This window comes from Paraburkholderia sp. FT54 (assembly GCF_031585635.1).
Lineage (GTDB): Bacteria > Pseudomonadota > Gammaproteobacteria > Burkholderiales > Burkholderiaceae > Paraburkholderia.
Genome location: NZ_CP134196.1, coordinates 1,119,331 through 1,136,399, shown reverse-complemented (window position 1 = coordinate 1,136,399; position 17,069 = coordinate 1,119,331). Strand labels below are relative to the sequence as shown.

At 64.4% G+C, this 17,069-nt stretch carries 19 protein-coding genes; 12 read left to right on the top strand and 7 right to left on the bottom strand.

What is annotated here, in order from left to right; genetic code table 11:
• Positions 1-43: 43 nt before the first annotated feature.
• Positions 44-1,735 carry an AMP-binding protein gene (locus RI103_RS24660; protein WP_310818243.1) on the bottom strand — a complete coding sequence of 564 codons (1,692 nt, stop codon included), beginning with the start codon at positions 1,733-1,735 and terminating at the stop codon, positions 44-46.
• Positions 1,736-1,847: 112 nt separating this feature from the next.
• Positions 1,848-2,981 carry an acyl-CoA dehydrogenase gene (locus RI103_RS24655; RefSeq protein WP_310818242.1) on the bottom strand — a complete coding sequence of 378 codons (1,134 nt, stop codon included), beginning with the start codon at positions 2,979-2,981 and terminating at the stop codon, positions 1,848-1,850.
• 271 nt (positions 2,982-3,252) lie between these two features.
• Here RI103_RS24655 and RI103_RS24650 point away from each other — a divergent pair, with 271 nt between their 5' ends.
• The 7 genes from RI103_RS24650 to RI103_RS24620 all read left to right on the top strand — a co-directional run bounded on the left by RI103_RS24650 (position 3,253) and on the right by RI103_RS24620 (position 9,957).
• Positions 3,253-4,290 (top strand): AraC family transcriptional regulator, encoded by a 1,038-nt coding sequence (locus RI103_RS24650; protein ID WP_310818241.1) that lies wholly within the window; start codon positions 3,253-3,255, stop codon positions 4,288-4,290.
• An 84-nt stretch (positions 4,291-4,374) separates the two neighbouring features.
• Positions 4,375-5,967, top strand: a complete 1,593-nt coding sequence (locus RI103_RS24645) for a nodulation protein NfeD (RefSeq protein WP_310818240.1) — start codon at positions 4,375-4,377, stop codon at positions 5,965-5,967.
• Positions 5,964-6,737: a slipin family protein gene (locus tag RI103_RS24640; RefSeq protein ID WP_310818239.1), complete on the top strand. Its 774-nt coding sequence runs from the start codon at positions 5,964-5,966 to the stop codon at positions 6,735-6,737. Before RI103_RS24645 ends, RI103_RS24640 begins: the two co-directional genes overlap by 4 nt.
• 129 nt (positions 6,738-6,866) lie before the next feature.
• Positions 6,867-7,127, top strand: a complete 261-nt coding sequence (locus tag RI103_RS24635) for a DUF4148 domain-containing protein (protein ID WP_310818238.1) — start codon at positions 6,867-6,869, stop codon at positions 7,125-7,127.
• A 225-nt stretch (positions 7,128-7,352) separates the two neighbouring features.
• Positions 7,353-7,850 carry a YaiI/YqxD family protein gene (locus tag RI103_RS24630; protein WP_310818236.1) on the top strand — a complete coding sequence of 166 codons (498 nt, stop codon included), beginning with the start codon at positions 7,353-7,355 and terminating at the stop codon, positions 7,848-7,850.
• A gap of 138 nt (positions 7,851-7,988) precedes the next feature.
• Positions 7,989-9,290, top strand: a complete 1,302-nt coding sequence (locus tag RI103_RS24625; protein ID WP_310818235.1) for an NCS2 family permease — start codon at positions 7,989-7,991, stop codon at positions 9,288-9,290.
• 136 nt (positions 9,291-9,426) lie between these two features.
• Complete coding sequence (locus RI103_RS24620) at positions 9,427-9,957, top strand: cytochrome b (RefSeq protein WP_310818234.1); 531 nt, start codon at positions 9,427-9,429, stop codon at positions 9,955-9,957.
• 152 nt (positions 9,958-10,109) lie between these two features.
• Here RI103_RS24620 and RI103_RS24615 read toward each other — a convergent pair whose 3' ends face one another.
• Positions 10,110-10,400 (bottom strand): DUF1488 domain-containing protein, encoded by a 291-nt coding sequence (locus RI103_RS24615; protein WP_310818232.1) that lies wholly within the window; start codon positions 10,398-10,400, stop codon positions 10,110-10,112.
• A gap of 401 nt (positions 10,401-10,801) precedes the next feature.
• Here RI103_RS24615 and RI103_RS24610 point away from each other — a divergent pair, with 401 nt between their 5' ends.
• Together RI103_RS24610 and RI103_RS24605 are read left to right on the top strand one after the other, a co-directional pair.
• Positions 10,802-12,793 carry a sigma-54-dependent Fis family transcriptional regulator gene (locus RI103_RS24610; RefSeq protein WP_310818231.1) on the top strand — a complete coding sequence of 664 codons (1,992 nt, stop codon included), beginning with the start codon at positions 10,802-10,804 and terminating at the stop codon, positions 12,791-12,793.
• Positions 12,794-12,851: 58 nt separating this feature from the next.
• Positions 12,852-13,163, top strand: a complete 312-nt coding sequence (locus RI103_RS24605) for a 2Fe-2S iron-sulfur cluster-binding protein (RefSeq protein ID WP_310818229.1) — start codon at positions 12,852-12,854, stop codon at positions 13,161-13,163.
• Positions 13,164-13,215: 52 nt separating this feature from the next.
• On the opposite strand, the gene RI103_RS24600 is transcribed toward RI103_RS24605, so the two are convergent.
• The 3 genes from RI103_RS24600 to RI103_RS24590 are packed head-to-tail and all read right to left on the bottom strand — an operon-like array spanning position 13,216 to position 14,333.
• Entirely contained in the window at positions 13,216-13,410 is a 195-nt protein-coding gene (locus RI103_RS24600; protein ID WP_007177605.1) for a YqaE/Pmp3 family membrane protein, read from the bottom strand.
• Positions 13,411-13,436: 26 nt separating this feature from the next.
• Complete coding sequence (locus tag RI103_RS24595) at positions 13,437-13,631, bottom strand: DUF1653 domain-containing protein (RefSeq protein WP_310818226.1); 195 nt, start codon at positions 13,629-13,631, stop codon at positions 13,437-13,439.
• Positions 13,632-13,688: 57 nt separating this feature from the next.
• Positions 13,689-14,333: a PAS domain-containing protein gene (locus RI103_RS24590; RefSeq protein ID WP_310818224.1), complete on the bottom strand. Its 645-nt coding sequence runs from the start codon at positions 14,331-14,333 to the stop codon at positions 13,689-13,691.
• A 198-nt stretch (positions 14,334-14,531) separates the two neighbouring features.
• Between RI103_RS24590 and RI103_RS24585 the strand changes: the two genes are divergently transcribed.
• From RI103_RS24585 to infA, 3 genes are all read left to right on the top strand, one after another.
• Entirely contained in the window at positions 14,532-14,750 is a 219-nt protein-coding gene (locus RI103_RS24585) for a hypothetical protein (RefSeq protein ID WP_106277571.1), read from the top strand.
• A gap of 565 nt (positions 14,751-15,315) precedes the next feature.
• Positions 15,316-15,597 (top strand): hypothetical protein, encoded by a 282-nt coding sequence (locus RI103_RS24580; RefSeq protein WP_035557986.1) that lies wholly within the window; start codon positions 15,316-15,318, stop codon positions 15,595-15,597.
• 131 nt (positions 15,598-15,728) lie between these two features.
• A complete protein-coding gene (gene infA, locus RI103_RS24575; protein ID WP_012427521.1) occupies positions 15,729-16,001 on the top strand; it encodes a translation initiation factor IF-1 in 273 nt (90 codons plus the stop codon).
• Positions 16,002-16,232: 231 nt separating this feature from the next.
• Here the strand turns inward: infA and RI103_RS24570 are convergent, their stop codons facing one another.
• Positions 16,233-16,976: a GntR family transcriptional regulator gene (locus RI103_RS24570; RefSeq protein ID WP_310818222.1), complete on the bottom strand. Its 744-nt coding sequence runs from the start codon at positions 16,974-16,976 to the stop codon at positions 16,233-16,235.
• Positions 16,977-17,069 lie beyond the last annotated feature (93 nt).

The window sequence follows — 17,069 nt, the reverse complement described above, 5'->3', positions numbered from 1 at the left end:
AGTGGCCGCAAGGCGGCCGGACAGTGACTGGGGACAAATAAAATCAACGCAGATCCGGGAAATCTTCTTCCCAATACTCATCGGGCAGACGCGCGGGTTCGGTCTCGCGTTCCATTTCGCGGCGCCGCAATTCGACGCGGCGAATCTTGCCGGAGATGGTCTTGGGCAACTCGCTGAATTGCAGGCGGCGAATCCGCTTGTACGGCGCGAGCTTTTCGCGCGAGAACGCGAACACGGCGCGCGCGAGTTCGGGACCGGCTTCGTAACCCTGGCGCACGGTGACGAACGCCTTGGGCACCGACAGACGCAACGCGTCGGCGCTCGGCACCACGGCGGCCTCGCCGATCGCCTCGTGTTCGATCAGCACGCTTTCGAGTTCGAACGGACTGAGGCGGTAGTCGGACGATTTGAAGACGTCGTCGGCGCGGCCCACATAGACGTAGTAGCCGTCGTCACGGCGCAGCGCGACGTCGGACGTGCGGTAGAAGCCGTTGCGCATGGCCTGCGCGGTCGCCTTGGCGTTGTTCGCGTAACCGGTCATCAGACCGAGCGGCCGTTCGGCCAGCGGCAGCGCGATTTCGCCTTCGCTGACGGGCTGGTCGTCGGCATCGATGAGCTCGATCGTGTAGCCCGGCAGCGGGCGCCCCATTGAACCGGCCACGACCGGCTGGCCCGGCGAGTTGCCGATCTGGCAGGTGGTCTCGGTCTGGCCGAAACCGTCGCGAATCGTGATGCCCCACGCGTGCTTCACGCGCTCGATGACCTCGGGATTCAACGGCTCGCCGGCGCCGACGATTTCGCGCAGCTTGACCGGATAGTCGCTCAGATGCTCCTGCACCAGCATGCGCCAGACGGTCGGCGGCGCGCACAGCGTGGTGATGTTGAAACGCACCAGCGCGTTCAGCGTGTCTTTCGGCACGAAGCGCGGGACATTGAAAACGAACACGCAGGCCTGCGCATTCCACGGCGCGAAGAAGCAGCTCCACGCGTGCTTGGCCCAGCCCGGCGAGCTGATATTCCAATGGATGTCGTTCGGTTGCAGACCGATCCAGTACATCGTCGACAGATGGCCGACCGGATAGCTCTGATGCGTGTGTTCGACGAGCTTGGGCTTCGAGGTCGTGCCCGACGTGAAGTACAGCAGCATCGGGTCGGTGGCCTGCGTCACGCCCTCGGGCGTGAATTGCGGCGATGCGTCATACGCCGCGGCCAGGTCGATCCAGCCGTCGCGCGGGGCGCCGACCGACAGGCGCGTGAGCGGCGCTTCGAGCGCATCGAATTTGGCCAGCTCCGCACTATCGACCACCACGAAATTTGCGCCGCCGATCTGCACGCGATCGCGCACGTCGTCGGCGGAAAGCTGGGTGGTGGCGGGCAGCACGATCGCGCCGAGCTTCATGGCCGCGAGCATCACGTCCCAGAGTTCGACACGGTTCGGCAGCATCAGCAGCAAACGGTCGCCGCGGCCCACGCCCACGCCGCGCAGGAAATTGGCCATGCGCGCCGAACGCTCCGACATCTGCGCGTACGACAGGCGCAGGCCGTCGGTGGCGGGATCGTCGACGATCCACAGAGCGGGATTGTCGTTATTGCGCGCGATTACGTCGAAGTAGTCGAGCGCCCAGTTGAACTCGCCCAGTGCCGGCCACGCGAATTCGCGGTACGCACGGTCGTAGTCGGTTCGATGGCGCAATAACAGGTCGCGCGCGTCGAGAAATGCTTTCGCTGCAGTCATCGTCGTCTCCAGTTGGCGCGGTGTATCCGCTCCGTTTTTTTATCCCGCTGCCGCACTACCTTTTGCTCCGCGGGCAAGCTATTTTGCACTCAAACGCAGCTTCATTTTGCATTTACACATGTCGCGCGATCAGCATGCGTTGCACCTCGCTGGTCCCCTCGTAAATCTGCGTGATACGCGCATCGCGGTAGTGACGCTCCACCGCGTAGTCCTCGAGATAACCATAGCCGCCGTGAATCTGAATTGCGTTCGAGCAGATCTCCTCGGCCAGTTCCGAGGCGAACAGCTTGGCCTGCGAGGCCTCCGACAAACAAGGCTTGCCCGCCGTGCGCAGCCGCGCCGCGTGATGTACCAGCAGCCGCGCGGCGTTCAGGCGCGTGGCCATGTCGGCGAGCATGTTGGCGATGGTCTGATGCTCCTTCAGCGCCTTGCCGAACTGGATGCGTTCGTTCGCGTAGAGACGCGCGGCATCGAACGCGGCCCGCGCGATGCCGACCGCCTGCGCGGCAATGCCAACACGGCCGCCTTCGAGGTTCGACAGCGCGATGCGCAAACCCTCGCCCGGTTCGCCGAGCAGATTGGCGTCTGGCACGGCGCAGTCGTCGAGCGAAATCGGACAGGTGTCGGAAGCGCGAATGCCGAGCTTGTGTTCCGGCTTGCCGACGTTGAACCCCGGTGTGTCGGTCGGCACGATGAAGGCCGACAGACCGCGCTTGCCGCGGTCGGGATCGGTGACGGCGAAGACGATCGCAAGGTCGGCGCGTGAGCCGTTCGTCACGAACTGCTTGCTGCCGTTGAGGATCCACTTGCCGTCGCGCAATACGGCGCGCGTACGCAGGTTGTTCGCCTCCGAACCGGCCTGCGGCTCGGTCAGGCAGAACGCGCCGATGCGGCGGCCGGTCGCGAGGTCCTGCAAATAGCGGTCTTTTTGCGCTTGCGTGCCGAAGTTGAGAATCGGCCCGCAGCCGACCGAGTTATGCACGCTCATCAGCGTCGCGCAGGCGGCGCAGCCCGCGGCGATCTCTTCGAGCGCGAGCGCATAGGCCACGTAGTCCGTGTAGGAGCCGCCCCACTCCGCCGGCACGATCATGCCGAGAAAACCGAGTTCGCCCATCTGCTTGACGACCTCGGCGGGCAGTTGCGCGTCGCGGTCCCATTGACCCGCGTGCGGCGCGAGCCGCTCGGTGGCGAAGTCGCGAGCGGCGTCGCGGATCATGCGTTGCTCGTCGGTGTAGAAACTGTCCATGGCGCCCGGTCCTGTGCTGTGCGTCTGATCGCGGCTCGTGTGCCGCCCGGTGGCGGGGTCTCCCACGCCACGCGGTGCGCGATCGGTTGAGACCAAGTGTAGGCAAGCCGCTGGACAGGTTCGATGCTCAGCCCGATCATTCTGATTGAGCGCATTTGCCATACTGGTACGATGCAAGACCAACCCAACCCGCAATTTCAAGGACTTGGCGAATCACCGCAGGGAAAATGCTGAGCGCTTTTGCCAGCTTGACTCGATTCGCCGGACGCGCATGAAAAACGATAAAGGGACGATTTCCGTCAGCATGGTCGAGGAAGCGCTCGCGCTGGCGCGCTCGCGCGGCCTCGACGCGTTGCCGCTCGCCGAAGCCGCCGGCATCGCGGCGCCGATGCTGGCGTCGCCGAAAAGCCGGGTGTCGTCGGCGCAATACGGCGCGCTGTGGGCCGCCATTGCGCACGCGCTCGACGACGAGTTCTTCGGCCAGGATTCGCATCGCATGAAAAGCGGCAGCTTCATCGCCATGACGCAGACGGCGCTCACCGCGCGCAATGGCGCGCAGGCGCTGGCGCGCGCCGTCGGTTTCATGCGGCTGGTGCTGGACGATCTCGGCGCGCGGATCGAAACGGACGCGCAGCGCGTGCGCCTGCGCTTCGTGGAAAACGCCGGCGCGCCGCCGCCGGCCATGTTCGCCTACGCGACCTACTTCATTCTCGTGTACGGGTTGTTGTGCTGGCTCGTCGGGCGGCGCATTCCGCTGCTCGAGGCGCGCTTTCGCTGCGCCGAGCCGCCCGCCGCGCACGAATACCGGCTGATGTTCTGCGATCACATGAGCTTCGATCAGGCCGAATCGTACGTGGATCTCGCGCCGGCGTTTCTCGACCTGCCGGTGATCCAGACGACCAAATCGGTCAAACCGTTCCTGCGCGATGCCCCCGGCAGCTTCATCGTGAAGTACCGCAATCCCGGCTCGCTCGCGGCGCGCGTGCGCAAGATGCTGCGCGCCATGCCGATGGCCGGCTGGCCCGCCGCCGATCAGATGGCCGAACGCCTGCACGTCGCCGAGGCCACCATGCGGCGGCGCCTGAAACAGGAAGGCTATACGTATCAGTCGATCAAGGACGACCTGCGGCGCGACATAGCGATCGGCGAATTGCAGGACACCGACCGCACCATCGCCGACATCGCGACCTCGGTGGGCTTTGCCGAACCGAGCGCGTTTCATCGCGCGTTTCGCAAATGGACCGGCATGCGGCCGACCGATTACCGGCCGGCGCGCGCGGATTTCACGCGCCGCGCGGAATCGGACTAAGCTGTTGAGAGCAGGCCAGCCTTCTTTTGGGGTATCGGCCCGCGCCAGTCGATATGCATCGGCCGCGCGCGGCAGCCGTCAGCGATGAGCACGTATCCACGTCTCCCGTTCCGGCAGTCCGGCTCGCGCATGTCGCTTATCCGTGGCGATATCGTGGGCCGGTTGATGCGCGGCATGACCGTGCTCGGCGTACTTTTGGCATTTGGATTCGCGTCGTGCGAATCGAATGGACCCGATGCGACGCTGCGCGCCGCCGTCGCGCCGAATAGCGTCGTGGTCATTCCGGTGAACGGCGCGATCAGTCCGGCCAGCGCCGACTTCATCGTGCGCAGCCTGCAGCGCGCCGCCGACGACCGCGCGCAACTCGCCGTGCTGCAACTCGATACGCCTGGCGGACTCGATACGTCGATGCGGCAGATCATCAAGGCGATTCTCGCCTCGCCCGTGCCGGTCGCCACCTTCATCGCCCCGAGCGGCGCGCGCGCGGCGAGCGCCGGCACCTATATCGTCTACGCGAGCCACATCGCGGCGATGGCGCCGGGCACCAACCTCGGCGCGGCGACGCCGATCCAGATGGGCGTCGGCGGCGCTGAGCCGCCAGCGGGCGGCGCAACGCCGGGCTTGCCTGGTATTGGCGGCGGCAACGGCAACGGCGGTGGCGGCGATGGCGGTGGCGGGTCGGCAAAACCCGCGGCATCCGCGCCCACCGGTTCCGCCAGCGCCCTGCCGCTCGACACCCAATCGACCGAAATGCGCAAGCAGGTCCACGACGCCGCCGCCTACATTCGCGGTTTCGCGCAGATGCGCGGGCGCAACGCCGACTGGGCCGAGCGTGCGGTCCGCGAAGCCGTGAGCCTGTCGGCGGCGGATGCGCTGGCGCAGCACGTCGTCGATCTGAATGCGCGCGATGTGCCCGATCTGCTGCGCCAGCTGGACGGCCGCACGGTCGTCACGAGCGCGGGCAACAGCAAGCTCAACACGGCCAGCGCCCCGATCGTCACGCTCGAAGCCGATTGGCGCAGCCACTTCCTCGCCGTGATCACCGATCCTAACGTCGCGCTGATCCTGCTGATGATCGGCATGTACGGCCTGTTCTTCGAATTCGCCAATCCGGGCTTCGTGCTGCCCGGCGTGGTCGGCGCGATCAGCCTGCTGCTCGGCCTGTTCGCCATGCAGATGATGCCGATCAACTACGTCGGCCTCGGTCTGATCTTTCTCGGCATTGCGTTCCTGATCGGCGAGGCGTTTCTGCCGACCTTCGGTTCGCTCGGCTTCGGCGGCGTGGTCGCGTTCGTGATCGGCGCGCTGATGCTGATCGATACCGACGTGCCCGGCTACGGCGTCCCTCTGCCGATGATCGCTGCCGTCGCCGTCTTCAGCGTCGTGTTCGTGCTGGGCGTGTCGCGACTCGCGCTGCGCGCGCGGCGCCGTCCGGTGGTGACGGGTTCCGAAGCGCTGATCGGCAGTGTCGGCGTGGTGCTCGACGGCGGCCTGTTGCCCGGGGACGTCACGGCGGACGGCGCGCTGGCCGGTTGGGCACAAGTGCATGGGGAACGCTGGCGGGTGTCCAGCACGGCCCCGGTCGCGGCGGGCCATGCGGTGCGCGTCACCGCGCGGCGCGGCCTGACGTTGACCGTGGTGCCCGCGGAAGCACGACAACAAGGAGAACGCTCATGATCGGTTTCACATTCGGCTTCAGCAGCATTCTGATTCTGCTGGCGGCCGCGCTGATTGCTTCATCGATACGGATTTTTCGCGAGTACGAACGCGGCGTCGTGTTCATGCTCGGGCGTTTCTGGAAGGTCAAGGGACCGGGGCTCGTGCTGATCATTCCGATCGTGCAGCAGGCCGTGCGCATGGATCTGCGCACCGTCGTGTTCGACGTGCCGCCGCAAGACGTGATCACGCGCGACAACGTCTCGGTGAAGGTCAACGCCGTGGTGTACTTCCGCGTGGTCGATCCGGAGAAAGCGGTGATTCAGGTGGCGCGTTACTTCGAAGCGACCAGCCAGTTATCGCAGACCACGTTGCGCGCGGTGCTCGGCAAGCACGAACTCGACGAACTGCTGGCGGAACGTGAGCAATTGAACGCCGACATCCAGAAAGTGCTCGACTCGCAGACCGACGCGTGGGGCATCAAGGTGTCGATCGTGGAAATCAAGCATGTGGATATCAATGAAACGATGATCCGCGCAATTGCCCGCCAGGCCGAAGCCGAACGCGAACGGCGCGCCAAGGTGATTCACGCGGAAGGCGAGTTGCAGGCCTCGCAGCATCTGCTGGAAGCGGCGCAGACGCTGTCGCGCCAGCCCCAGGCGATGCAGTTGCGCTACCTGCAAACCCTCACGACGATTGCCGCCGACAAGAATTCGACGATCGTTTTCCCGCTGCCGATCGACCTGCTCAGTGCCGTGTTGGACCGCTTCAGCAAACCGTCGGTGCCGTGAGTCGCAGAATCATTCAGCCCGGTTTGATTCACCGGGCGAAATGGTGCATTGCCTTCAATCGCCTTACTCGAAATGCGTACCAAAACTAAAATGCCGGGGTCGTTTTTAACCGCTCCATAGGAGCTTGTCATGAAAATCGTTTCTCGAGTTGGACTCGGCGCGCTGTTGGCCGCCGTCAGCATGAGCACCGCGTTTGCGCAGACTTCGGCGCGGCCTTACGATCCGTCGGCGCCGAAAACGCGCGCGCAGGTGAAGGCCGACCTGGCCGAATGGCGTGCCGCCGGCTACGATCCGCTCGACTGGATCGACTATCCGGACAATGCGCAACGCGCGGGCCGCATCGTCGCGGCACGGCGGGCGCAGGAGTCGGGTGGGACGATGGCGCAGTAAGCGCCAGCTGCCGCGTGGCATGCGGGGCTGCCTGCGACTGCAACGGTCGCGGGCGCGGTTGGCCCCCCATGCCTTTCCCGCTTCTCCGCTTCTCCGCTTCTCCGCTTCTCCGCTTCTCCGCTTCTCCGCTTCTCCGCCACATCATAAATTCGCTTGCCGCGCCGCCTCGTGCGCTGGCAAGGTATCATCTCGCCCCTTCGACAACCCGCAGCCGGAAACCGAACCATGTCAATCTGGGTTGACGCCGACGCCTGTCCGGTCGTGATCAAGGAAATGCTGTACCGCGCCGCGCGCCGCACCGGCATGACGCTGACGCTGGTCGCCAACTCGTTTCTGCGCGTGCCGCCCTCGCCGCTGATCCGCGCGATCCAGGTGCCGGCCGGCTTCGACGCCGCCGACGACCTCATCGCCGAACGTGTCGCGGCGGGCGACCTCGTGATCACCGCCGACATCCCGCTCGCCGCCGCCGTGCTGGCGAGGAACGCGCAGGCGCTCGATCCGCGCGGCAACTGGTACACGCCCGGCACGATCGAAGAACGCCTGCGCATGCGTTCGATGCTCGACCAGTTGCGCGGCAGCGGCGTCGATACCGGCGGCCCGGCCGCGTTCAGCCCGCGTGACAGCAAGAGCTTCGCGGGCGAACTCGACCGCTGGCTGGCGCGCCAACGGCCGCAGGCTGATGCGCCCGCGCCACAATCTCCCGATGAACCGCCCACCGTATGAGCCTTTAACAGCCGCTCAGCCACACAATACGGCACGCCGCCGCCAATCCTGACTACAATCCGCCCGTAACTCCGGCGACGCGGCGCATTTACCGCCCGACCACAAAAAACGCTTCCTGAACGACGAGAGACCCGCCTCATGGACTCCATAAAACGCTACTTCGGCTTCGAAGCCGCCGGCACCAACCTGCGCACCGAAGTGCTCGCCGGACTGACCACCTTCCTGACGATGGCCTACATCATCTTCGTCAACCCGGCGATTCTCGGCGACGCCGGCATGCCGAAGGACGCGGTGTTCGTCGCGACCTGCATCGTGGCCGCGCTCGCCTCGCTGATCATGGGACTCTATGCGAACTATCCGATCGCGCTCGCGCCGGGCATGGGCCTGAACGCGTACTTCGCGTACACCGTCGTCAAAGGCATGGGGTTCACGTGGCAGGCCGCGCTCGGCGCGGTATTCGTGTCCGGCTGCCTGTTCCTGATCGTCACGCTGTTTCGCGTGCGTGAAGTGATCGTCAACGGCATTCCGCATTCAATACGCATTGCCATCACGGGCGGCATCGGCCTCTTTCTCGCGATCATTTCGCTGAAGTCGGCCGGTGTGGTGGTCGGCAGTCCGGCCACGCTCGTGACACTCGGCGATCTGCACAACCCGCACGTGATTCTCGCGGTGATCGGCTTCTTCGCGATCGTCACGCTGGACCATCTGCGGGTGCGCGGCTCGATCCTGATCGGGATTGTCGGCGTGACGGTGCTGAGCTTTTTCTTCGGCGGCAATCAGTTCCACGGCATCGTTTCCGCGCCGCCGTCCATTTCGCCGACGCTGTTCCAGCTCGACATTCGCGGCGCGCTGTCGGGCGGCGTGCTGAACGTGATCCTCGTGTTCTTCCTCGTCGAACTGTTCGACGCGACCGGCACGCTGATGGGCGTGGCCAATCGCGCCGGGCTGCTGGTGGAAGGCAAGATGCACCGCCTGAACCGCGCGCTGCTTGCCGACAGCACGGCGATTCTGGCCGGCTCGATGCTGGGCACCTCGTCGACCACCGCGTATATCGAAAGCGCATCGGGCGTGCAAGCGGGCGGACGCACGGGCGTGACGGCCATCACCGTGGCCGTGCTGTTCCTCGCGGCGCTCTTTTTCGCGCCGCTGGCGGGCGTGGTGCCCGGCTATGCGACGGCTCCAGCCCTGCTGTACGTGTCGTGCCTGATGCTGCGCGAAATGCTCGACCTGCCGTGGGACGACGCCACCGAAGTCGTACCGGCCGCGCTCACCGCGCTGCTGATGCCCTTCACCTATTCGATCGCCAATGGCGTCGCGTTCGGCTTCATCTCATATGCGGGCCTGAAACTGTTGACCGGCCAGGCGCGCAAAGTGAAGCTGGTGGTATGGATCATCGCGGCGATTTTCCTGTTCCGCTATTTCTATCTCGGCAGCGAATAGGCACGGCGGGGACGCTCGTCGATTCCATCCGGGTCTGGATCAACAACGGTTTTATTGACGGTGCCCATTCCGGCCGGGCACCGTTTATCATCTGATGATTCAAAGAACGATTGACCAGGACACGGGAGTCCCTTACATGCCTTACAGCCGCACCTCGGACCGCTATTCGGCGCCCGCCATTTTTTTCCACTGGGCCATGTTTCTGCTGATCGCGCTGGCTTATCTGGCGATCGAAATTCGCGGGCCCAAAGGTAGCGACAGCCGCGCGCTCTGGAGCAGCGTGCATTTCTGGTGCGGCACGCTGGTGCTGGGGCTGGCGTGTTTGCGTCTGCTCTGGCGACTGTGGGCCGGCGCGCCCGCCGAAGTCGACGGCAACCGGCTGCTCGCCTTTCTGGCGCGGGCCGCGCATCTCGCTTTGTACATTTTCATCTTCGTCCAGCCGCTGCTCGGCATCCTGATGATCAACACCGGTGGCCATCCGGTCACGCTGGCGTGGGTCAACATCGATTACACGCTGGTCGGCGCCGATCCTGTCGCGCAGCCGTTGCTCAAGACGGTGCACGAATGGCTCGGCAATGCGTTCTATTGGGTGATCGGCTTGCACGCGTTGGCGGCGATCGCGCATCACGTGGTCTTCAAGGACAGGACACTGCGGCGGATGATCTGAGCGCGCCCGCGCTCAAATTCGCACGCCAGCGGCACGCGTGGCCGCGGACGGTTTGAATGATCGATGCCGCGCGTGGGTTTGCTGGGCTTCTGCTTCTTGCGCGGCTTTCTGCTTGCGGCGTTGACGGACGTCGCAGACGTCCTCAGCCTCGGTCAATTGCGCCAGTTGGCTTCGTAGAAGCGCACATAGCCGCTTCTCAGCACGAGACATTGCGCCCGGGTTTCCGATATCAGGCGTCGCGTAGCGGCTTCGATCCTTGGGCGGTGCATGTCGAATGCGCCGACCATGTCCTCCAGACGCGGCGACGCGGCGCCGAAGTGGTCTTCCAGTGCCTCCGCCGTGATCATGCATTCCACCCTCTGCCCATCGACCATCGCCGGGAACGCCAAGGTGAGTTCGCGACCTGAATATTCAGGAGTTTCATTCGGGAAAAGGATCTGCATGGGAGTTCACCTGGAAGGTAGGTGCTGCGCATGGTGTAGCCGGGTAGTGCGCGCGCCGGTTGCGTCTGATCGCGTCGCTGGCGCCAACCTCCTTGTCCAATGCCGACGACGCGGGCTCGTCACCTGAATGCGGCGGCGGAATAGTTCGCGGCCCGCGGAGGTGATTTGATTCACTTTAGACGACTTCGGGCGTGGCGCAAGTTTTCCTTGCCGTTTGCCTGATTTTGGTGCCCTGCGCGTTTTTCTGCGGCACGGCGCGCCGCGCCGCCTCCGTTTTTTCCCTGCCATGCGCCGCGCGATTCGTCCTGTACTATCGGTGTTCGGCCGTGTGCGCGCATGTTGCGCTGCGGCATCGAGCGGAGGGCAACGTACCCGCCGTGTCCGTTTCCCGGAGACATGCCTTGACCCAACGTTCCGCCACGCCGCCCGCCATGGGTCGGCCCGATGTCATCGCGCAAGCTCACACCCGCTCGCTCGAAATCGGCCTGCGCGCGTCGGAAACCCCCGACTTTCATCCTCTGCCCCGGCCCGCGCTGCGCGAGCTCGTCGATCGCAACCAATCGCTGTTTACGCATGCGCTTCCTGTTATGGAGACGCTGCATGCGCAGATCGTCGATACGCAAAGCATGGTGCTGCTCACCGACAATCACGGCGTGATCCTGCACAGTCTCGGCGACAGCGACTTCGTCGAAAAGGCCAATCGCGTCGCGCTGTGTCCGGGCGTGTCGTGGGCCGAAGCGGATCGCGGCACCAATGCGATCGGCACCGCGCTCGTCGACGGACAGCCGACCGTCGTGCACGCGGGCGAACACTTCCTGCACGCCAACCGTATCCTCACCTGCTCCTGCGCGCCAATTGCCGATCCGTTCGGGCGCACCATCGGCGCGCTCGACGTGAGCGGCGATACGCGCGGCTTCCATAAGCACACGCTCGCGCTCGTCAGGATGTCGGCGCAGATGATCGAAAATCATCTGTTCTCCAATCAATTCGTCGACGCGATTCGCGTGCACTTTCACGCGCGCGCGGAATTCATCGGCACGCTGTTCGAAGGGCTCGCGGCGTTCGCGCCGGACGGCACGTTTCTGTCGGCCAATCGCAGTGCGTTGTTTCAATTCGGGCAACCGCTCGCCGAGCTGCAACGGCAACCCTTCGATGCGCTGTTCGGCGTGGCCTTCGCGAGGCTGTTGCAGCAGATCGCACGCGCGCCCGGCGAGAGCATTCTGTTGACGCTGCCAAGCGGCGTGCGGGTAGTGGCGCGCGGCGAATATACGGCGCCCCGCTATGTCGGGCCAACGGAAGGCCTCGCCGGAACATCGCGCGGGCCACTGCCCGGCGACGCGCGTCATGCGTCGCGCTGCATCGATCCCGCGCAGCTTGCCAGGCTTGAAACGCTCGACACCGGCGACGCGCAAGTCGCCGCGATCCTGCGGCGCGTCGCCAAACTGCGCGGCCGCGATATTCCGATTCTCGTGCTCGGCAAGACCGGTACCGGCAAGGAGTGGCTCGCGCGGGCCATCCATCACGACTCGCCGCGCAGGGCCGCGCCCTTCGTCGCGCTGAACTGCGCCTCACTGCCGGATACGCTGATCGAAGCGGAGTTGTTCGGCTACGAAGACGGCGCGTTCACTGGCGCGAAGAAACGCGGCAGCGTCGGCAAGATTGTGCAGGCCGACGGCGGCACGTTGTTCCTCGACGAAATCGGCGACATGCCGCTCGCCCAGCAAGTACGCCTGATGCGTGTGCTGCAGGAGCGCACCGTCGTGCCGCTCGGCGGAACCCGGGCGATTCCCGTGGATCTGCGCATTGTCTGCGCGACCCACCGCAACCTGCGCGAGATGATCGAAGCCGGCACGTTCCGCGAAGACCTGTATTACCGGATCAACGGACTCGTCGTGACCTTGCCGGCGCTGCGCGAGCGCACCGATCTGCGCGCGCTGGTCACGCGCATGCTGGAATTGCAACCGGACGGCGAGCGCCTGCCGCGTCGCGTGTCCGCCGAAGTGCTCGAACGATTCGCGCAATGCCGCTGGCCGGGCAATCTGCGGCAACTGGCCAACGTGTTGCGCACCGCGAGCATCATGGCCGAGGGCGCGGAACAGATCGAACTCGAAGATCTGCCCGACGACTTCTTGCAGGATTGTGTCGACACCGCGGCTCAGCCGTGCGTGCGGTCGCAGGCAGCGCGTGCGGGTTCAGAGTCCTATGATGAGCTTCGCGCCGTGGCGCAAACGCAAGGGCAGCCGGCGTCCAGCAAGATGGAGGCATGGCAGGCCACGCTGATCGCGCAAACGCTCGAACGGCTCGACGGCAATGTGTCGGCGGCGGCGCGCGAGTTGGGACTGGCGCGCAACACGGTGTACCGCTATTTGCGACGCGGCGGCACGACTCATTGAAGCGGCAACTGCAGCGGCAACGTGTAAAGTGTGGCGCAATCCGTCACAGACTCACACGATGTCCGACTCCACCCGCCCGCCTCTCGTTCGCGTCGAGCCGCTTGGCCGCAGTTTCGAAGCACCCGATTCGCTCACGATTCTCGAAGCCGCCGGCTTCGCGAATCTGCGTTTGCCGCGCTCGTGCCGTAATGGGACGTGCCGCACGTGTCTGTGCAAAATGACTGCTGGACGCGTGCGCTACACGATCGAATGGCCGGGGCTCAGCCGGGAAGAAAAACAGGAGGGCTATATTCTGCCGTGCGTCGCGATCGCGGAATCGGATGTGGTGATCGAAGCGCCAGACGCGGTCGAACTACCGTCGCTGAAGTGAAGCGCGGCGCATCCATGACGCAGGATCACAAGCACGTCGCTCATCGCCAGCCTTAACGCCCGTTACCCATTGCCCGGGCAATTTTCCTGTCGGTGTTGTACTGGCTCAGCGCGTACACAGACCAGATCGCGGCCGGAATCCAGCCGATCAGCGTGATCTGCAAAATCAGGCAGATGATGCCCGCGAACGGCCGGCCGATCGTGAAGAACTGAAACCACGGCAGAATGATGGCAAGCAGTAGACGCATGCGGATTTCCTGTTGTTGATAACGACTCAGTTGATCGGCGCGAAGCGCGGCACCTTGGCGCCGTCGACTTCGACCAGCTCGAAAAATACCGAAGCCGGACGCGTCCAGATCGTACCATTGCTCGCTTTGTACACGATCATCGTGACCGTCGGATCCGGCTCGAGCGTGGCCTCGCAGACCAGTTCGTAGATCCCGCCTTTGTAGTGCCGGTAACGCACCATTCTTACTCTCCCTGAATTGACCAATCCCGGCGATCAAGCGCTGCGACGGTCGAACCGTCAGCCGCCCTCTTTCATCTGCTTGAGAATCTTGTAGACGGTGGCGCGTCCCATGGTCAACACGGCGGCCACGTAGTTCGCCGAACTGCGGCCGCGAAACGCGCCTTGTGCATGCAGCGCCTCGACAATCTCCCGCTTGTGTTCGCGTGTGAGCGCATTGATGCCGATCTGCCGTTCGCGCAGCCACGTATGCAGGTACGTGTTGATGCGGTCCTGCCAGTCGTCGCGAAACAGCTCGTCCGCCGGCGCGTCCGTCAGATTGCCGCCTTTGATGAACAGATCGAGTGTGGAACGCACATCTTCGAACACCGCGATATTGAAGTTGATGCACAGCATGCCGGCCGGCTTGCCGTCGTCGTCGAACAGGATGTTGCTCACGCAACGCATGCGCCGGCCGTCCCAGTTGAGCTTTTCGTACGGGCCAATCGTCTGCCCGCGCGCCGCGTAATGGACTTCGTCGAGCACTGACGGCCCGCCGACCTCGAGCTTGGACAGGTTGTTCACGAGATACGCGATGGTCTGATCGCGCAGGTCGTGAATCACCACTTCGGCGCACGGATAGAAAAGCGCCGCGATGCCGTCGGCAATGGGCGCGTAGCGCTCGAGCAGCAGGTCTTTCACGGGAGACACGTTTGGGTTGCGCATGAGATGGTTGCGGTGTTCGAAGGATGCGGCAACTCGCCATTGTAGCCACCCGGCCCGGCCACGGCGACCGTAGCGCCGGCCACGCCCTCAAAAAACCGAACGCTGGCGCCGCCCCTTCTTCAAGCAGCGATTTTTGTTCGCTTGGCTAGCGATTTTTTTTCGTGCGATAAAAGAACCATCTATTTCACGGAGCAACCGATGGCCACGCTCGAAGCGTTTCGCGCCGTGCTGGATGACGAAGGCACGCCGGAAATCATCCGCAATCACATCATCGATTCGCTGCAATACACGCTGCGCAATCATGGACAGATCTTCACGTCGAAGGAAGTCGAATGGCTGGCCGGCTGGGATGACGCTCGCATTCCGCTCGCGGCATCGCGCGAGTTGCAGAAACGCGTGGCCGAAACCTCGCGCTGAAGCACGAGTCTGTTGATCGTCCAGCGCCCGCGCCGCCACGGCGCAACCCCTCACCCGGCGTGCCGCTCATGCCCCGGCACGCCGCGGGCGACTACGGCGTCGCGCCCAAAGCCCCGCCGGCTGGGCGGTTTGCCTCTGCGCGGAACTTTTTGCTATCCAATTAGCCCCATTTAGTGCATCATATTGGAATAGCTGTATCCCGCATTCGCAATACCGGCAACATCAGGCAACACCGGGCAGTCTCAAACCGGCATCTCCGCACCACCCCCGACTGTTCGACCGCCGCCTGTCGGCGATCCCGTCACTCCGGCAATGCGCAGCATGCATTCGCCGTCGCGAGTTGTGCAGCTGAGGGTTCATTCACGCGCCCGATGTCCGCGCGACATCAGCGTGTTTCTTCTCCATCGAATCCGCGATTTTGCGCGGCTGCGCTCAAGCCCTTGCCATCGGGCCTGTGCCAATCTTTTTCCATGGCGGCGCGCCCCAGGGTGCTGCGCTGCCCGGCCTGTCGTGCCGCGCGTAACACGCGTGACACGCCGGCCACGTAATACAGGACACATGCTTCATGAATTCAGTTGTCAAAACGTACAAGGGTTATGAAATTCACCCGCTCGTCTATCCGCGCCGCCCGGCGGACGGTCAGACGAGCCGCAATCCGGACGCCGGTTACGACGCGTCGGTGCGCATCTGCCGCGTGGGCGCCAATCCGGCTGCCGACGGGCGTGTGTTCCGTCTGCAGTACCTGTTTCCGTTCGACGGCACGGGCAAGGCGCGCATTGCGTGCATGGCCCACGCCGAGCAATTGATCGACGGCCGTGTAGACGGCCAGTCCGTCGCCGATCTTTGAGCGGTACTATCAGCGCATAGGCTGATGCCGCAGGACGGCGGGCTCGAAAAGCCCGCTATTGACCCCATCTGATGTTGTGCTGCCCGGCGTGGGCGACCAACACCCCTTATCCCATCGACCAGGAGTTATGCATGGCGAAAGAAGAACTGCTTGAACTTGACGGTATCGTCGACGAAGTACTTCCGGACAGCCGTTACCGCGTGACGCTCGACAACGGCGTCGTGGTTGGCGCTTACGCGTCCGGACGCATGCGCAAGAACCACATCCGTATTCTCGCGGGCGACCGCGTGACGCTGGAACTGTCGGTCTACGATCTGACCAAAGGCCGGATCAATTTCCGTCACAAAGACGAGCGCGCCACCGGTGGCGGCGGTGCTCGCAACACGCAATTCCGTCGCCGTTAAGGCGGGCGGCACGCTGACCGCGCTGCGCACGGTCCTGGCGTGATCCATTGCGAACAAGTCGTACGCGAAGCCATTCGCGCGCCTTCTCCGGCTGGACTCGTTATCCATTGACTCGAGCCTGAGCGGCGCGCTGCGGCATCGCCCCGTTGCAGCCTGATTTTTCCTGGCGCCTGGCGCTTTCTGTTGCCAGCGGGCGTTTCACGGCCTTCCTCGCTTCCTCCCTGCGCGCGCTCAAAGCCTGAACACCGTCCCGATATCCTCTGCGGCGGCGCTCTTGCGCACCTGCTCGACCACCCGCTCCTCCAGTTCCGCCAGATGTTCACGCATGGCCGACAGTGCAATGTCGAGGTCGCCCGCGTCGAGCGCGTCGATGATTTGCGTGTGTTCGTCCGCGGAGCAGGTCGAACCCTTCGACGGGTCGAACAGCGCTTTATACAACTCGGTTTTGGCGACCAGTTGCCCAACCAGTCCGAGCAACTCCGTGCCGCCCGCCAACTCCGTCAGCAGCACGTGGAACTGGCCGGCAAGACGCACCGACTCTTCGACGACCCCCGCGTGCAACGCCTTTTCTTCACTGCGCACGTGCGCGCGCAAGCGCCGCTTGTGCTGCGCGCTCAACGCCCCGCACAAGGCGGCGACGATGCCCGCCTCGACGATCTGCCGCGCGCGATACACCTGGCGAATGTCCTCTTCCGACGGCGACGGCACGAACGCACCGCGATTCACCTCCAGCACGAGCTTGCCCTCGAAGCCCAGCCGCGCCAGTACCTTGCGGAGCGCGCCGCGCGTGCAGCCGAACGCGGCAGCGAGATCGCGTTCGACGAGCTGCGCGCCCGGCCGCAGGCGCCCCTGCAACAACGCGGCGGTAATGGACGCATAAATACGCTCTTCGACGCTGATCGAATCGTCGTCGCGTGCGGCTTGAATGGGCGCTTCGCTGTCGGCAGCGGACGAACGCCGGGGACGTGGGGCCATGGTTTCAGTCATCGGGAATGGAGCGATATCGGCAGGCATTCTAGCCGCGGCGGGCAGCCCGCGCCTGTCACAAGACAATTAAGTGGCGACGTG